Raw genomic sequence first — 17333 nt, forward strand, 5'->3', positions numbered from 1 at the left:
CAAAATTATTTAATATTTACCTTTAAAATTTGCACTAATTCTTTGTTTTAGATATTCCTTTGCCGTGATTGCTGGATATTTCTTTTGCGGGCTTTCGATGATCACATGTTCATTGGCTTGACAGAAGAATGCCAAACTATAACGTGCGCCTTGATATTCATGGGCTTCAGGATTTTTAACGCGATGAAAATTTGATGGAAGTTGATCATCACTCCAGCGCATCAACATATCACCAATATTACAAGTGATTACATCATCACGCGGTTCAATACTTGTCCATTGTTGTTGGTCCATGTCTTTACCAGGACAAACTTGCAGACCACCTTGGCCTTTGCGCTGAAATAGTAAGGTTAAACAATCAAAATCGGTATGTGCACCAGCACGCCATAACCCCAGTTGATCTTTGATGGCTGGATCAATTGCATAATAGTGCAGCATCCGGAGTGTACTTTGATAAGTTTCTTGATCAGGATCATGTGCTAGCGTAAAGAAATTATCTGCGAATCCAAGTTTGTAAGCAAAGCAAGATAATATTTTCATACCCACTTGCCAGCATGCTTTTTCAAACTCAAGCATTGTGGTCTTAAATGTTGGTAATTCTTGTTCGCTGGGATACAACCCCATCATTCTTGGGCGCGTAATTTGATAGGATTCTTTCTGATCGGGCGTACTTGTAGATGGGCGAATTTGAGCTTTGCTTTCCCAGCCAGCATTTCGATTCAAAGGGTATTGGGATTTGATATGTGTAGGTAGCTCAAAAAACTTTTTTGTCATTTCAAAAGCATTTTGAATTTGTTCTAAATTAATCCCGTGATTTGAAACTTGAAAAAAACCAATATCAGTTGCCGCAGACCAAAGCTGTTCTGCAATTTCATATTTACGATCTTCAAAGTTGGAAAGATCAATGATACGAACTTCTCTTTCAAAAGTTTCTTGACCCAAAGCCCCCATACGTGCTTCTTTTTGCAGCTCTTCTAAACTGTAATTATTTTCAGCTAAATTGGTCATGTTCGCGCTATTCATATTTCACCTCAATTGTTGAATAAACCATGACCCAATCAAATTGAATGAAAGGCTACTGGGTCATTTTTTCAAAAAAGAGCAACACATCCTAAAAAAATAGAATGTGAGCTTATTTCTGAGCAATGACCCACATATATTGTTTTGATATATGCTGAACGCTTCTACTCCGACAAATCAATATAAGCATTTTTTATACCAATCTAAAAAGAGATTAATTTATGACCTTGATGTATATAAAATATGAGAAATAATATTGACCAATATAGAATATTTGAATGTCTAAAATTATAGTTTAATATTTGATCCTTTTTTGTGCATGTTATGGTTTAAAAATGGTGCATTTTATTTGTCTATCTAAAATTATTCAAAATTAAAAGTAATGTTAATAAAAAATAGATGGCTGATGTGAAATTAAAAGAAAAAATATTAGCTTATCTTTATGAAATATATCGATTAAATAAATGCTGGCATGGTGTTTGCCAAATCATAACTGAGTATAAGCGGTTAGTGTGTATTACACATGGGACATTGCTCTACAGCGTTAGCTGTTCCTCTTTTGGGGACAAAGTCATTTCAGGGCTTTGAGAGAATCTGTGTGCCTTTTTACATTCGATTTTTATTCCCCTAAAAGAACAGTGAAATGAGTTCAAACATATTTAGGGGTCTTACTTATGAAAATTCAGCACTATGTAGGCAAAGGGCGATTAGCTGTCATTGCGAGCGCATTACTATTCAGTTCATTTACTCAAGCTGCCGACAAATTAGTTTTACAAACCACATGATATGCACAAGCAGAGCAAGGTGGTTATTATCAAGCTTTAGCACAAGGAATCTATAAAAAATATGGGCTAGATGTCGATATTAAAATCGGTGGCCCACAAGTCAATAATATGACGTTATTACTTTCTAAACGTGCAGATATTATTATTAATTATGATCTCCAAGTATTAAAAGGTATAGAAAGTAATTTTCCGATCAAGGCAATTGCTGCACCATTTCAATTTGATCCACAAGGTATTTTGACTCACAGCGATGTGAAATCTTTGGCAGATTTGAAAGGAAAAACAATTCTTGTATCTACCAGCGGACAAGCAAGTTGGTGGCCATGGTTGAGAGAAAAATATAATTTAAATGCGGCTCAGGCTCGTCCTTATACTTTCAACATGCAACCATTTTTAGCAAGTAAAAATGTAGCTCAACAAGCCTATGCAACCTCAGAGGTGTTTCAAGCAAAAAAAGCTGAACCTTCGAGTAATTTTTTCTTATTCGCTGATGCTGGATACCCAGCCTATGGTGGAATTCTTGTAACTCGAAATGATGTCATTCAAGCAAAACCCGATGTTTTAAAACGTTTCGTACAGGCTTCTATGGAAGGTTGGAAAAACTACCTAGCCGATCCTCGTTTAGGCAATGCGATGATAAAAAAAGAAAATCCTAATATGAATGATGATTTATTGGCTTTTGCAGTTGATCAAATGAAAAAACGAAAATTGATTGATGGCGGAGATGCCAAAACTCGAGGGATTGGCGTGATGACAGACGCGCGTTGGAAAGCAACGCGTGATTTTATGGTAAATGCAGGTTTGCTCAATGCTAAAACTAATTGGAAAGCGGCTTATACCACACAGTTTAATCCTGTAAGTAAATAACAATTACATCAGTAGGTTAGAAAATCAGACATTCGTCTCAAGGGGAAACCGCATGAATTCAGTTTTATCTGTAGATATTCCGACTACATCAAATTTTGTTACGCCAATGATTATGGTGCGTGGAGCCGAAAAAACCTATCCAAACGGCACACATGCTTTACAGCGACTTGATCTAGATATTGCACGAGGTGAAATTGTTTCTCTACTTGGACCATCGGGCTGTGGCAAAAGCACATTACTGAAGATGTTTGCTGATCTTGAGCAACCCTCAGCGGGGCAAGTTCGCTGGAATGGTAAGGCGGATATTCAATCACAATGCAAAATGGCAATGGTATTCCAAGAAGCCATACTTATGCCTTGGGCAACGATTGAGGAAAATGTACGTCTGCCACTTGATTTACAACACATTGCTAAGTCGAAAAGTTCCTCCAAAGTATCTGATGCTTTGAAAGCAGTAGGATTAGAGCAATTTGCGAAAGCTTATCCGCGTGAACTTTCAGGAGGAATGCAAATGCGCGCTTCTCTTGCTCGTGCATTAGTGACAGAGCCAGATTTATTACTCATGGATGAACCCTTTGGAGCTTTAGATGAGTTTACTCGACATAAACTCGATAGTGATATCCGAAAACTTTGGTCTGAACGCGATTTAACCGTTGTTTTTGTTACTCATAGTATTTACGAAGCAGTGTATTTGTCTTCTAGAGTGATCGTGATGGGTGCAAGACCTGGTCGAGTAATCGCAGATTTAGAAGTGGATGGACCATATCATCGAGATGAATCTTTTAGAACATCTGATGCGTTTATCAAACAATGTGCACATTTTTCTGCTTTGTTGGCTCAAGCAAACGGAGGGTATGATCATGGTTAAACCTTTAATACAACATCCTGCTATGCAACGTATTGCAGCGCCATTCATGCTTGGCTGCTTCTTATTACTCACATGGCAATTGAGTTTTCAGCAATTAGAAGTTCCCGTTTATGTTGTACCAAAGCCAAGTGATATTGTGATGGCAATGATGAATCAATCTTCGCTGTTGTTTGGTAGTTTATGGGTGACGTTAAAGATCACATTACTTGCTTTTGCTTGTGCAGTGATTATTGGAACTTTAATTGCTTTTCTATTTGTACAAAGTCGTGTTGTAGAAGCATGTTTTATGCCTTATGCCATTTTATTTCAGGTAACTCCGATCGTGGCGATTGCACCTTTAGTGATTATTTGGATTCAAAATACCACTTTGGCATTGGTGGTATGCGCCATGTTAGTCGCTGTTTTCCCAATACTCACCAACACAACTTTAGGCCTACGTAGTGTCAATAAAGGGCTACTTAATCTTTTTCAGATTAATAAAGCCAGTCGTTGGCAAATTCTGATGCGTCTGCGTGTGCCGAATGCGTTGCCTTATTTCTTTGGTGGCCTACGGATTTCATGTGGTTTAGCGCTTGAACCGTACCGGGTTTGTCGGAGACCAAGCTTTCTGAGAGAATGTCCCGATGAAAAAAGTAAAATATACCCCTGAAATCAGAGAAAGAGCGGTTCAATTATTGATTGAATCCGAGAAAGATTATCCATCGAATTGGGCTGCGATCACCGCTATTGCTCCCAAGATAGGTTGTACTCCTGAAACTCTACGTGTTTGGTATCAAAAATATTTAGATAAACAAAACCCAATTAAAGTACAGCAACTTTCAGATCAAGAACGTATTAAACAACTCGAACGTGAAAATAAAGAACTGCAACGTGCTAACGAAATTCTACGTAAAGCAGCCGCTTTTTTCGCCCAGGCGGAGCTCGACCGCCCACACAAATAATGGTAGATTTCATCCATAACAATAAGGCGTTATATGGTGTTGAGGCGATTTGCAGGATTTTACCGATCGCGGCTTCTACCTATTATCGAACACTAGATTTCGTTGAAAACCCAGAACATCGAGCAAAGCGAGATCTACATGACTTGCATCATGCTGAACAAATTAAACGAATTTGGAAGGAAAGTTCAGGTCGATATGGTGTGCGTAAAGTTTGGCAAAAATTGAAACGTGAAGGCTATGTTATTGCTCGCTGTACAGTTGCTCGATTGATGCAAAAACTAGGTATACAAGGTGTTTGGCGTGGTAAGAATAAACAAACTACCCGTAGCCGAGAGGATCAAAAACGAGCAGATGACTTGGTGAAACGCAATTTTAGTGCTGATCATCCTGACCAGCTATGGGTCGCTGACTTCACGTATATTCAAACAAATTCAGGCTGGGTTTATACTGCATTTATTATTGATGTCTTCTCACGAGCAATTGTTGGATGGAAAGTATCGACACGGATGAATACAGATATGGTGCTCGATGCACTTGAGCAAGCGTTACATGCTCGAGACATGCCAAAGAATGTGATTCACCATAGTGACAGAGGGGTTCAATATCTTTCCATTCGCTATACCAATCGTTTAGAAGCAGCAAATTTACGAGCATCAGTCGGTACGACCGGTGATTCATACGATAATGCTTTGGCTGAAACAGTGAATGGCTTATACAAAACAGAGGTGATTGAATATTTAAAAGCAGATTGGCAAGGTTTAGCGGATGTACAACTTGCGACATTAAATTGGGTAGATTGGTTCAATAAAGAGCGTGTACATAGTGCACTAGGTTATGTGCCACCTTTTGATTTTGAAGCAATGTACTATGATAAAATTAATCCGTTAGGTCAGGTGGCCTAACTTAAATAAAAAGTCTCCGACAAACCCGGTACGGTTCACTTATAGGAGCGGTAGTTTCCGAGTTCGTTGCAGGTGCTGGCGGTACAAGTGCAGGTTTAGCCTATCAAATTTTACAGGCAGGATTCCAACTAGATTTACCGTTAATGTTTGCTGCACTATTTCTAATTACTTGTACGGGCTTAGGGCTGTTCGTATTGATGTCTTTATTAAGTCGTGTATTTCTCAGTAAATGGCATGAGAGTGAACAAGCATGATGAATAACAGCTATTTGATTAAAAATGCGCATGCAATTTTGACAGGTTTATCTGGTACAGCAGCGCGTTCATCTGCTACGGATATTCGGATTCAAAATGGAAAAATTTCTGAAGTTGGGCAATTAACTGAGCTTGAAAATGAACAGGTTGTAAATGCGAAAGATTGTGTTATTTATCCTGCATGGGTGAATACTCATCACCATTTATTTCAGTCTTTATTAAAAGGAGAACCTCAGGGTTTAAATCAAAACTTAAGTGCATGGCTTGCGACTACACCGTATCGATTCCGAGGCGCATTCGATGAAACGACGTTTAGAATCGCAGTGCGTATAGGTTTAATCGAGTTACTACGCTCAGGTTGCGCAACAGTTGCAGATCATCATTATTTATATTGGCCGAAAATGTCGTTTGATGGTGCTGCTATTTTATTTGATGAAGCTGAAAAGCTCGGCATGCGTTTTGTATTATGTCGTGGTGGTGCAACGCTTACACGTGGTTTAGAAAGTGATTTACCACAAGCATTACGTCCAGAAAAATTTGATGATTATATGGCTGACATAGAGCGGTTAGTTCATTTATATCATCAATCAGAAGGCAACTCTTTTAGAAAAATTGTAATGGCCCCCACATCAACTTTACATTCCATGACACCAGAACAATTTAGAGAAAGAGCAAAAATTGCTAGAAGGCTTGGTATAGGTATGCATAGTCATTTATCTGAAACGGTAGATTATTTGGACGCAGCAAAAGCTAAATTTAATATGACACCTGTGCAATATTGTGCTGAAAATGATTGGGTGGGCAATGATGTTTGGTTTGCTCATTTGGTGAAGCTATTACCTGACGAAATCCAAATTTTGGGTCAAACAAAAACAGGAGTTGCACATTGTCCTCAAAGTAATGCACGTTTAGGTAGTGGTATCGCTGATTTGGTAAGTTTAGAAAAAGCTGGCATGACAATTTCGATTGGTGTTGACGGTGCAGCGTCCAACGAGGCTGCTGATATGTTGTCAGAAACACATGCCGCATGGTTATTACAACGTGCGAGAAAAGGTATGTTGGCAAAACCACAATATGAAGGTGGGATGTTTGAGGGTGGTGCCGATGCTGCAAGTATTGAAGATATTATTCGCTGGGGAACAGTAGGTGGTGCAAAAGTTCTCGGTTTAGATCAAGTCGGTACGATTGAGATCGGTCAACAAGCGGATTTGGTATTGTATCGTTTGGATGATCCTCGTTATTTGGGCTTACAAGATATGGCGATTGGTCCTATTGCAAGTGGTGGTCGCGCGTATATTAAAGCGATGTTTGTTGCAGGTAAAATGGTGGTGGAAAATGACCAAATTCCTGATGTTGATATGATGGAGCTGGCTTCGCAAGCGAAACAATCAGTAAAGCTGTTACAGCAGCGGAGTATGCAAATGGCTAAAATAGCCTAAGAGGTTATGTAACATTGTTAGGCTATGATCTACTTTAGAACTTAAGCTTTTAGAATTTATATTGCTGATTACTATCGTGGGGCGGCATGGATGCCGCCTGTTGGACTGCGGTAGCAGGGAAGTACCGTCAGGCTAACAAAGGATTTTTGATTACTTTTGATCCTTCAAAAGTAAAAAATAGCCAATACAAAAGCAATCTGTTTGTACATCGCTGATGTAGCAGTGCTAGAAAACTGTAAAAGAAATAGATCTATCCCTGATAAGGATGATATCTATACCAATGTTCCGCAATTTGCTGACGAGTACAAATCCATACCCGATCATGATTTTGTACATAATCCAAAAAGCGCTGTAATGCTTTAAAACGGGCAGGGCGACCTAGAATTCGACAATGCATCCCGATAGATAACATTTTCGGTGAAGTCGCTCCTTCAGCATACAGCACATCAAAAGCATCTTTTAAATACTCAAAAAAATCTTCACTACGATTAAAACCAGTCGGTGAGGCGAACTTCATATCGTTGGTATCAAGGGTATAAGGAATAATGAGATGTGGACGAGTTTCACCATTCTCTTTTGATAGTGTTGTCCAAAAAGGTAGATCATCCCCATAATAATCACTGTCATACTGAATCTGATCATAGTCAGCCAAGAGTTGACGAGTATTGGGACTATCACGCCCTGTATACCAACCTGTTGGATATTCCCCAAATAAATCTTTTAAAATTTGCATGGCTTCAGCCATATGTGCTTTCTCGGTTTCAATATCTACATTTTGATAATGAATCCAACGTAAACCATGAGAAACAACATCATAATGATGCTGTTTAATTGCTTCTACAATTAAGGGATTTCGTTGTAGTGCCATGGCGACTGCAAAGATACTCATAGGTAAATTACGTTTGGCAAACTCTTGATGAATGCGCCAGAAACCAACGCGTGAACCATATTCGTATATAGAATCCATGGACAAATGTCGTGCTGGATAGCTTTCAGCACCGCTGATTTCAGAAAGAAACTGCTCTGAACCATCATCACCATGCAAAATGTGTTTTTCTCCACCTTCTTCATAATTCAATACAAACTGAACGGCAATTTTGGCTTGATTTGGCCACTGCGCATGTGGAGGATGATTGGCATAACCTAGCATATCTCGAGGATAATCATGGGTGACATGGTTAGTTTGATCTATGAGTGTCATGGGTTTGCCTAAGAAGATGGAAATGTGAAACTTCTCATTAAATTACTCGATGGATTGTTTTGGTGTCAAACAATAAAACAATATAAATCATATGTTTGTGTGTTTTATTTTGGTGCGTTAATCGAGTTTATTTGCTGAGTAATCTTTATCATGCGCAATTTTAGTGCTTCCATATGTTCAATGATTTGATTCATCATAATTTGTGATATTCGTGAGAGTTGCCGTTTTGGTGCAACACACAAGGCAAGGGTAATCGGATGTAGTCCATTTTCGTGAATCGTTCTGAACTCAAATTCACCATTTTCAATAAAAGCATAGGCATCTAGATAACTCATGATACCAATGCCTAGACTGTTTCTAAGCAATGAAAGCATCATACGAATATCGTTACATTCAATTTGATGGGGAGGATTAAAATCATGTTTCTTATATAAAGCCATCACATGATCATGAATAATCAACGGTGCAGCAGCGATGATATGGTTGAATTCCAGTGTATCGGAGAAATAGATTTTTTCTTTGTTTGCTAAGGGATGTTGTTTGGGAATGACAAAACCGAGTGGCATTTCAATAAATGAGCTGACTTGCAATTGATGCTGATGTTTTGGATTGAGGATTAAACCAAAATCGAGTTCTGCATTAATTACGAGATCAGCAACATAGTCGCTATCTAACACGCGAATATTGAAATTAATCCAAGGATAATCTTGATGAATGGATTGAATAACATCCGTGACAAAACTTTCACTGAGCGCGGAAATTACGCCAAAATCAATTGAACCACGCTGTAAGCCTTGGATTTCATTCAAGCGCTTTTGTGTCATTTGAAAGTCTTTTTGCCAACTTCGCAAATCTGCATATAGCAACTCACCGGCCAAAGTTAGTTTTAAGCCATTTGGCAGGCGTTCAAATAAAGCTACACCAAGTTCCTCTTCAGCTAAAACGATCTGACGATGTACCGCTGAAACTGAAATAAAAAGCTGATCCGCTGCTTTTCTTAAACTACCGGTTTTGGCGACTGCAATAAAATATTCAGCGAAGCGAGAAAAGGGTAATGCCATTACATGTACGTTTTATAAAAATAAGTATTTATACAAAAGCAATTTTAGTGCCGTTACTGTTCTAATTTTTAGAATGAATGATCAAATTCATTCTAATAGACGAAAAAAATGTTCTGCTCCACACTGCATTTAAGCCATATAGATCCGTGATCTTTAGCAGAAAATGAGAGCAAAGCATGAATGCAATTCCGTTAATCAATCTTCCAGATAAACCTTGTCACAGTCAGTTTGATGATCGGGATTGGCACATATTGGCTCAACATTGGTATCCCGTAGCACGAGTTGAAGACGTAACGACTAAGCCACAGCAAGTCACGGTGCTTGATCTGAATATGGCGATTTATAAAACTGAGTCAGGCAACATTCATTTAGTTCGTGATATTTGCCCACATCGAGGTGTACCGTTAAGCAAAGGTTGGGTTGAAGGCGAAACGATTATTTGTCCTTATCACGGTTTGCATTTCAATGAACAAGGTAAATGCATAAAAATTCCTGCACAGCCTGATCTAACCAAAATTTCTGATCGTTTTTCCTTAACCAAATTTCCTGTGGTCATAAAATATGGTTTGGTATGGACGAGTATTTTAGGACGAGACGAAAGCTCGGCAAATTTCCCAGTACTGGATACATGGGATACAAAAGAACACCAAGGAATTTTACCTCCATATGTTGATATTGCTGGTTCAAGTGGTCGTCAATTAGAGGGTTTTATTGATGTGGCGCATTTTGCTTGGGTGCATCACAATGCATTTGCGGACAGAGAGAATCCTGTCGTTCCGAAGTATTCGACTGAACGCACCGATTATGGGTTACATACTGAATATGTCAGTAACGTCAGTAATTATCCACATGGGATGCAACATTTAGCGCCTGATGATTTCCTTTGGGAGCGGATTTTTGATGTTTATCCACCATTTTCAGCAGTATTGACGATTCATTTTCCGAATGATGGTGTGTTAAAGATTTTAAATGCTTGTTGCCCAATCTCACATAACAAAACTCGGTTGTTTGTACCACTGACACGTAACTTTGATACCACTGGGGATTTGCAAGCTGTTTATGACTTTAATGCACAAATTTTTGCAGAAGATCAAGAAATGGTAGAGTCTCAAAAACCTGAAGAATTACCTGTAGATATTACCATGGAAGCACATTTTGAAGCTGATCGCTCTTCAACCATGTATCGTCGTATATTGGCAGATTGGGGGTTGAGTAAGCGTTATACCGTTTAGGTTACGAGTTTATCAACTCAAGAATTCAAGTGAACAAAATTCCATATTATTTAAAAGTGGGATTCTAATTGTATAAGCTTGTATATACAAATTGACACTAATCCATATACAATAGCTGAAAGTATTTTGTATGAGTTTTAGTCAATGTCAAGAACATCCAAGCAAAACGATTTGGATTTATCACTCGGGGAAGATAGTCCCGTTCCTTTATATTTACGTGTAAAGCAAATGATTTCACAAAAAATCTATGAAGGCACATGGACAGTCAATAAAAAGATTCCATCCGAGAGTGAATTAGTCAATTTGCTTGGTTGCAGTCGTATGACAGTCAACCGCGCTTTGCGTGAGTTGACTAGTGAAGGCTTGTTGGTACGTATACAAGGTGTGGGTTCTTTTGTTGCGGAAGGACAAGGGCGAACAGCTTTATTTCACGTGAATAATATTGCTGAAGAGATTATCGCTCGAAATCATAAGCATCGTGCAGAAGTGTTAGTGTTAGAGCAAATTCAATCTGATGCTGAGCAGAGTGTGTTAATGCAGATGCGTGAAGGGCAAAAGCTATTTCATTCGATTATTGTGCATTATGAAAATGATGTGCCTGTACAAATCGAAGACCGTTTGGTTGATCCAGTGCTGATACCAGATTACTTAGCACAAGATTTTACAGCGATTACACCGAATGCATATTTGATGTCAAAGGCACCTGTGACTGAGGGTGAGCATGTGGTTACGGCGATTTTAGCTTCTGCTCAAGAATGTAAATGGTTGAAGATTAATAAAACAGAACCATGTCTGTTGATCCGCCGCCGTACATGGTCAAATAAACAACTGATTTCCAGTGCGCGTTTGATTTATCCGGGTAGTCGTTATTATCTGGAAGGTAAGTTTACGCAATGATTTCATCTTTCTAATCTCATTGGAAATACTTGAAAAATATCGCTTTTAGTCAGCAGAATATACAACATGCTTGTCTAATAGCACTGAAAAAGTCTAATTTTATCTCTCTTTTTTAAAACCCATACAAATTGTAGTTGTATGGGTTTTTTGTTGTCGAATAAAAAATAAATTATTTTATTTCATATGCTTGAGATTTATTTTTAGAAATGGAATGAAATGCATCTTTTCAAGGTAAAAGTTTTGTGTAGTATATAGATGTATATACAAGTTAATACATGCTATATCGTAAATAACAGTTTAACTTGCTAACCAAATTCCATCGAAAGGAGTCTCATCGTGACAACGACAACAAAATTTCGTGACGTAGAAATTCGCGCACCACGTGGTACACAGCTCAGTGCAAAAAGTTGGTTAACTGAAGCGCCGTTACGCATGCTGATGAATAATCTTGACCCTGATGTTGCAGAAAATCCGAAAGAGCTTGTTGTTTACGGTGGGATTGGACGAGCAGCACGTAATTGGGAATGCTTTGATAAGATCGTTGAAACATTAAAAACACTAGAAGCGGATGAAACCCTATTGGTTCAATCAGGGAAGCCTGTTGGCGTGTTTAAAACTCATAAAGACGCGCCACGTGTTTTGATTGCAAACTCGAACTTAGTTCCTCATTGGGCGAATTGGGAACATTTCAATGAATTAGATGCAAAAGGCTTGGCGATGTACGGTCAAATGACAGCAGGTTCATGGATCTACATTGGTAGCCAAGGCATCGTACAAGGTACATACGAAACTTTTGTAGAAGCAGGTCGTCAACATTACAACGGTGATTTAACAGGTCGTTGGGTACTCACTGCTGGTTTAGGTGGTATGGGTGGTGCTCAACCATTAGCAGCAACATTGGCTGGTGCTTGTTCACTGAATATTGAATGCCAACAAACCAGTATCGATTTCCGTTTACGCACACGTTATGTTGATGAACAAGCGACTGATTTGGATGATGCATTAGCACGTATTGAAAAATACACCAAAGAAGGTAAAGCTGTTTCGATCGCATTGCATGGTAATGCAGCAGAAATTTTACCTGAATTAGTTCGTCGCGGTGTACGTCCCGATATGGTCACTGACCAAACCAGTGCACATGATCCACTTAATGGTTATTTGCCAGTGGGTTGGACGTGGGAAGAATATCGTCAACGTGCTCAAACTGAACCTGAAGTTGTGGTAAAAGCGGCTAAACAATCGATGGCAAAACACGTACAAGCGATGCTTGATTTCCAAAAAATGGGTGTGCCAACATTTGACTATGGCAACAACATTCGTCAAATGGCACAAGAAGAAGGTGTTGCGAACGCTTTTGATTTTCCAGGTTTCGTGCCTGCTTATATTCGCCCATTATTCTGTCGTGGCGTAGGTCCATTCCGTTGGGTTGCATTGTCTGGTGATCCAGAAGATATCTATAAAACAGATGCAAAAGTAAAAGAGTTAATCCCTGATGATGAGCATTTGCATCGTTGGTTGGATATGGCGCGTGAACGTATTAGCTTCCAAGGTCTACCAGCACGTATTTGTTGGGTCGGTTTAGGTTTACGTGCAAAACTCGGTTTAGCTTTTAATGAAATGGTTCGTAGTGGTGAGCTTTCAGCACCGATCGTCATTGGTCGTGATCATTTAGATTCAGGTTCAGTATCTAGTCCGAATCGTGAAACAGAAGCGATGCAAGATGGTTCAGATGCAGTATCAGATTGGCCATTATTAAATGCGCTCTTGAACACCGCAGGTGGCGCAACTTGGGTATCGCTGCATCATGGTGGTGGTGTGGGTATGGGATTCTCTCAACACTCTGGTGTCGTGATTGTATGTGATGGTACTGATGAAGCAGCAGCACGTATTGCACGTGTATTGACCAATGACCCTGCAACAGGGGTGATGCGTCATGCAGATGCAGGTTATGACATTGCGATTGATTGTGCTAAAGAGCAAGGTTTGAACTTGCCAATGATTACTCAATAAAAAATCACTCAATCACATTTACGGCGTTTTTTGCAATTGTGTAAGAGGCGCTGTAAGAGAACAATATAGTTCAAAATAGGACACCAATCATGGAACTTCTCATTCAACCCGGCAAATTAACGCTAGCAGATCTTCGCCAAGCTTATTTAAATCCGATTAAAGTTAAACTTGATGAAAGTGCATCGGCTGCGATAGAAGCCAGCGTTGCTTGCGTGGAAAAAATTGTCAATGAAGGTCGTACTGCCTACGGGATTAATACAGGCTTTGGCTTGCTTGCCTCAACGAAAATTGCGCCTGAAGATTTAGAGAAACTACAACGTTCATTGGTTCTTTCGCACGCTGCAGGTGTTGGCGAGCCATTAGATGATGCAATGGTTCGTTTAATCATGTTGCTTAAAGCCAATAGTCTGGCACGTGGTTTCTCAGGTATTCGCCGTAAAGTGATTGATGCCATTGTTGCGTTGATCAATGCGCAAGTCTATCCACATATTCCACTCAAAGGATCGGTTGGTGCTTCAGGTGATTTAGCCCCATTAGCACACATGTCATTGGTTTTATTAGGTGAGGGTAAAGCTCGTTATAAAGGTGAGTGGCTATCTGCTGTTGATGCACTAAAAGCGGCTGGTTTAGAACCAATCTCTCTTGCGGCTAAAGAAGGTTTGGCCTTATTAAATGGTACACAAGTATCAACAGCGTATGCGTTACGTGGTTTATTTGAAGCAGAAGATTTATTTGCAGCAGCTACGGTTTGTGGTGGTTTAAGTGTTGAAGCAATGTTGGGTTCACGTGCACCATTTGATGCTCGTATCCATGAAGCACGTGGTCAACGTGGGCAAATCGATGTTGCTGCGGCTTATCGTGACTTATTGACTGACTCAAGTGAAATTGCCCACTCACATGAAGATTGCAGCAAAGTTCAAGATCCATATTCACTGCGTTGCCAACCTCAAGTAATGGGTGCTTGTTTGACTCAAATTCGTCAAGCAGCGGAAGTATTAGAAATTGAATCAAATGCTGTGTCGGATAACCCACTGGTTTTCGCTGCTGAAGGTGATGTGATTTCAGGTGGTAATTTCCATGCTGAACCTGTTGCGATGGCAGCAGATAATTTGGCACTGGCAATTGCAGAAATTGGTTCACTGTCTGAACGTCGTATTTCGATGATGATGGACCGCCATATGTCACAACTTCCACCGTTCTTAGTTGCCAATGGTGGGGTCAATTCAGGATTTATGATTGCTCAAGTCACAGCCGCAGCTTTGGCAAGTGACAACAAAGCTTTAGCACATCCTGCAAGTGTAGATAGTTTGCCAACTTCAGCAAACCAAGAAGACCATGTTTCTATGGCACCAAATGCAGGGAAACGTTTATGGTATATGGCTGATAATGTTCGTGGCATCTTGGCAGTGGAGTGGTTAGGTGCCTGTCAAGGTCTTGATTTCCGTGAAGGTTTAAAAAGCTCTCCGAAACTTGAACGTGCTCGTAAAGTGTTGCGTGATCAAGTGCCGTATTACAGTGAAGACCGTTTCTTTGCTCCTGATATTGAACAAGCAAGTGAGTTACTCGCAAGTGGTTGTTTGAATGAGCTCATTCTCCCAAATTTGTTACCGAGTTTAGTTAAAGCTTAATCAGTACAACATGAAAGACAAAATAGCCTAAGTAGTTAATGCTTGGGCTATTTGAGGATAAATGCATGAAAAAGCTTTGGAAAAACTGTCATATTGCCACGATGCAAAATGGACAATATTCCAGTATAGAAAATGCAGCCATGGTGACAGATGGAAAGCATATTGATTGGATCGGTTTAGAAAAAGATGTACCTCCACTAGAGTTTGAAGAATCTATTGATCTCAATGGTGCATGGGTCACGCCTGGCATGATTGATTGTCATACCCATAGTGTTTTTGGGGGGAATCGCAGTGTTGAGTTCGAACAACGTTTACAAGGTGTGAGCTATGCGGAGATTGCTGCAAAGGGTGGTGGGATCGCCAGTACTGTGCGGGCAACCCGTGAAGCAACTGAAGCGCAGTTACTTGAATCAGCGCTAAAACGTATTCGTTGCATGTTAAAAGAAGGTGTGACGACCATTGAAATCAAGTCAGGTTATGGCTTGGATTATGAAAATGAACGGAAAATGTTGCGTGTCATTCGTCAGATTGCACAAACATTACCTATGACTGTGAAAAGCACGTGCTTAGCTGCACATGCATTGCCGCCTGAATTTAAAGATCAAGGTGATGCCTATATTGAGCATGTTTGTACAGAAATGTTGCCCAAACTGCATCAAGAAGGGCTTGTCGATGCTGTTGATGCGTTCTGTGAGTATTTAGCATTTTCACCTGAACAAGTTGAGCGTGTATTTAAAACAGCGAAAACATTAAATCTTCCAATTAAATTGCATGCAGAACAGCTTTCTTCATTGGGTGGTTCAAGTTTAGCTGCACGTTACCATGCATTATCTGCTGATCACTTAGAGTTCATGACGGAAGATGATGTTAAGGCAATGGCTGAGACTGGAACGGTTGCTGTGCTATTGCCCGGTGCATTTTATTTTTTGAGAGAAACCCAACTTCCGCCACTAGAAAGCTTGCATAAGCATGGTGTTCGGATTGCATTATCTAGCGATTTGAATCCAGGAACTTCACCAGCTTTGTCTTTACGTTTGATGTTGAATATGGGGAGTACTTTGTTTCGTTTAATGCCTGAACAAGCCTTGGCAGGTGTCACGATTCATGCCGCTCATGCATTAGGTTTACAGGTAACACACGGCAGCTTAGAACAGGGAAAATATGCGGATTTTATTGCATGGGATATTGAGCACCCTTCTGAAATTGTGTATTGGCTCGGCGGTGATTTAGGCAAAAGAATCGTACGACACGGTACTGAAATTTCGATCAGCTAAGTGCATAACATTTAAGTAGCGATATTAATTATGGATCATTCATTTAAGTGGCAAGGAAGATATGATGGAGAAGGTGAGGCGCACTTACGTATCCATCAGGTGGTCAATACCAGTCAACACGCCACATATGCATTCATTGGCTTTAGTTCAGATGAAGGCGTAAAGCGAAATAAAGGCCGTGTCGGTGCTGCGGATGCGCCAGATCTGATTCGTGCGCAATTGGCGAATTTACCTGTGCACCAACCTGTCACAATTGCTGATCTTGGAACTGTCGTTTGTGATAGTGGTAAGTTGGAGACCGCACAGGCTGAATTGGCTGATCAGGTTGAACGTTGTTTGAAGCAGGGCATGAAACCGATCGTCTTAGGCGGTGGGCATGAGGTTGCTTTTGGTAGTTTTTCAGGTTTGTTTCAATATATTCAAAATCACGAGCCAAATAAAAAGATTGGAATTATCAATTTCGATGCCCATTTTGATCTTCGTGAAGCAGACCAAGTCACTTCAGGCACGCCTTTTCTCAATGCAGCAACATTATCAGCACAACATCAACAAGAATTTCATTATCTATGCATTGGTGTGGCGAAGCACTCCAATACCAAGATTTTGTTTGAAACAGCAGACCGTTTGAACAGTACTTATATTTACGATGATGAATTACAACAGAAAAATGTCGAAAATATAATCTTAAAAATACAAAAATTTATCGGAAAAGTTGACTATTTGTATATTACGGTTGACCTTGATGTATTTAGTGCTAGCATTGCGCCGGGTGTAAGCGCACCAGCGGTAAAAGGAGTTGATTTATCGGTATTTGATCCATTATTAGAAGCCATAAAGGAAACTGGCAAAATTAAAGTTTTTGATGTGGCTGAATGTAATCCACGGTTCGATTTGGATAGCAGAACTGCCAAATTAGCCGCTTATATAATTTTTAACTATATATTTGATTGATGG

At 39.8% G+C, this 17333-nt stretch carries 12 protein-coding genes, 3 pseudogenes and 1 other annotated feature; of the genes and pseudogenes, 12 read left to right on the top strand and 3 right to left on the bottom strand.

The genetic code is table 11. The features are described from left to right. Positions 1 to 9 precede the first annotated feature (9 nt). A complete protein-coding gene (locus tag F927_RS06020) occupies positions 10 to 1023 on the bottom strand; it encodes an isopenicillin N synthase family dioxygenase (protein ID WP_005082547.1) in 1014 nt (337 codons plus the stop codon). 671 nt (positions 1024 to 1694) lie between these two features. Here F927_RS06020 and F927_RS06025 point away from each other — a divergent pair. The 6 genes and pseudogenes from F927_RS06025 (at position 1695) to F927_RS06050 (ending at position 7076) form a co-directional block, all read left to right on the top strand. Continuing rightward, positions 1695 to 2672, top strand: a pseudogene (locus tag F927_RS06025) (ABC transporter substrate-binding protein). Between the two features lie 52 nt (positions 2673 to 2724). Further along, complete coding sequence (locus F927_RS06030) at positions 2725 to 3540, top strand: ABC transporter ATP-binding protein (RefSeq protein ID WP_005082553.1); 816 nt, start codon at positions 2725 to 2727, stop codon at positions 3538 to 3540. Further along, positions 3533 to 4114, top strand: a pseudogene (locus tag F927_RS06035) (ABC transporter permease); the annotation flags it as partial. The gene F927_RS06030 and the pseudogene F927_RS06035, both read left to right, overlap by 8 nt. Before the next feature lie 49 nt (positions 4115 to 4163). Continuing rightward, a protein-coding gene (locus F927_RS06045) for an IS3 family transposase (protein ID WP_111841931.1) occupies positions 4164 to 5383 on the top strand; the annotation gives its coding sequence in 2 pieces (ribosomal slippage) (positions 4164 to 4440 and positions 4440 to 5383; 1221 coding nt in all). Further along, positions 4439 to 4555: a sequence feature (AL1L pseudoknot), on the top strand. Its footprint overlaps the gene before it by 117 nt. 35 nt (positions 5384 to 5418) lie before the next feature. Beyond that, positions 5419 to 5637, top strand: a pseudogene (locus F927_RS16795) (ABC transporter permease); the annotation flags it as partial. Beyond that, positions 5634 to 7076, top strand: coding sequence for an amidohydrolase family protein (locus F927_RS06050; RefSeq protein WP_005082559.1), 1443 nt, complete (start codon positions 5634 to 5636; stop codon positions 7074 to 7076). The pseudogene F927_RS16795 and the gene F927_RS06050, both read left to right, overlap by 4 nt. Positions 7077 to 7326: 250 nt before the next feature. Here the strand turns inward: F927_RS06050 and puuE are convergent, their stop codons facing one another. Then, a complete protein-coding gene (puuE, locus tag F927_RS06055) occupies positions 7327 to 8277 on the bottom strand; it encodes an allantoinase PuuE (RefSeq protein ID WP_005082560.1) in 951 nt (316 codons plus the stop codon). A 104-nt stretch (positions 8278 to 8381) separates the two neighbouring features. Beyond that, the gene (locus F927_RS06060) at positions 8382 to 9338 is read right to left on the bottom strand and encodes a LysR family transcriptional regulator (RefSeq protein WP_005082563.1); all 957 of its coding nucleotides are present in this window, start codon (positions 9336 to 9338) and stop codon (positions 8382 to 8384) included. 176 nt (positions 9339 to 9514) lie between these two features. Here F927_RS06060 and F927_RS06065 point away from each other — a divergent pair, with 176 nt between their 5' ends. The 6 genes from F927_RS06065 (at position 9515) to hutG (ending at position 17330) form a co-directional block, all read left to right on the top strand. After that, positions 9515 to 10570 (top strand): aromatic ring-hydroxylating oxygenase subunit alpha, encoded by a 1056-nt coding sequence (locus F927_RS06065; RefSeq protein ID WP_005082565.1) that lies wholly within the window; start codon positions 9515 to 9517, stop codon positions 10568 to 10570. Positions 10571 to 10714: 144 nt separating this feature from the next. Next, a complete protein-coding gene (gene hutC, locus F927_RS06070; RefSeq protein ID WP_005082567.1) occupies positions 10715 to 11467 on the top strand; it encodes a histidine utilization repressor in 753 nt (250 codons plus the stop codon). A gap of 333 nt (positions 11468 to 11800) precedes the next feature. Further along, positions 11801 to 13477: a urocanate hydratase gene (hutU, locus tag F927_RS06075; RefSeq protein ID WP_026057265.1), complete on the top strand. Its 1677-nt coding sequence runs from the start codon at positions 11801 to 11803 to the stop codon at positions 13475 to 13477. 89 nt (positions 13478 to 13566) lie between these two features. Further along, positions 13567 to 15105 (top strand): histidine ammonia-lyase, encoded by a 1539-nt coding sequence (hutH, locus tag F927_RS06080; protein ID WP_005082568.1) that lies wholly within the window; start codon positions 13567 to 13569, stop codon positions 15103 to 15105. A gap of 65 nt (positions 15106 to 15170) precedes the next feature. Next, the gene (gene hutI, locus F927_RS06085; RefSeq protein WP_005082571.1) at positions 15171 to 16379 is read left to right on the top strand and encodes an imidazolonepropionase; all 1209 of its coding nucleotides are present in this window, start codon (positions 15171 to 15173) and stop codon (positions 16377 to 16379) included. 30 nt (positions 16380 to 16409) lie between these two features. After that, positions 16410 to 17330, top strand: coding sequence for a formimidoylglutamase (hutG, locus tag F927_RS06090; RefSeq protein ID WP_005082574.1), 921 nt, complete (start codon positions 16410 to 16412; stop codon positions 17328 to 17330). Positions 17331 to 17333 lie beyond the last annotated feature (3 nt).

This window comes from Acinetobacter haemolyticus CIP 64.3 = MTCC 9819, from assembly GCF_000369065.1.
Classification (GTDB): Bacteria; Pseudomonadota; Gammaproteobacteria; order Pseudomonadales; family Moraxellaceae; genus Acinetobacter; species Acinetobacter haemolyticus.

Coding starts and splice junctions, on each gene's coding strand:
- hutC (WP_005082567.1), top strand. CDS start 10,715: ATGTCAAGAACATCCAAGCAAAACGATTTGGATTTATCACTCGGGGAA.
- puuE (WP_005082560.1), bottom strand. CDS start 8,277: ATGACACTCATAGATCAAACTAACCATGTCACCCATGATTATCCTCGA.
- F927_RS06060 (WP_005082563.1), bottom strand. CDS start 9,338: ATGGCATTACCCTTTTCTCGCTTCGCTGAATATTTTATTGCAGTCGCC.
- F927_RS06050 (WP_005082559.1), top strand. CDS start 5,634: ATGATGAATAACAGCTATTTGATTAAAAATGCGCATGCAATTTTGACA.
- hutI (WP_005082571.1), top strand. CDS start 15,171: ATGAAAAAGCTTTGGAAAAACTGTCATATTGCCACGATGCAAAATGGA.
- hutG (WP_005082574.1), top strand. CDS start 16,410: ATGGATCATTCATTTAAGTGGCAAGGAAGATATGATGGAGAAGGTGAG.
- hutH (WP_005082568.1), top strand. CDS start 13,567: ATGGAACTTCTCATTCAACCCGGCAAATTAACGCTAGCAGATCTTCGC.
- F927_RS06030 (WP_005082553.1), top strand. CDS start 2,725: ATGAATTCAGTTTTATCTGTAGATATTCCGACTACATCAAATTTTGTT.
- F927_RS06020 (WP_005082547.1), bottom strand. CDS start 1,023: ATGAATAGCGCGAACATGACCAATTTAGCTGAAAATAATTACAGTTTA.
- F927_RS06065 (WP_005082565.1), top strand. CDS start 9,515: ATGAATGCAATTCCGTTAATCAATCTTCCAGATAAACCTTGTCACAGT.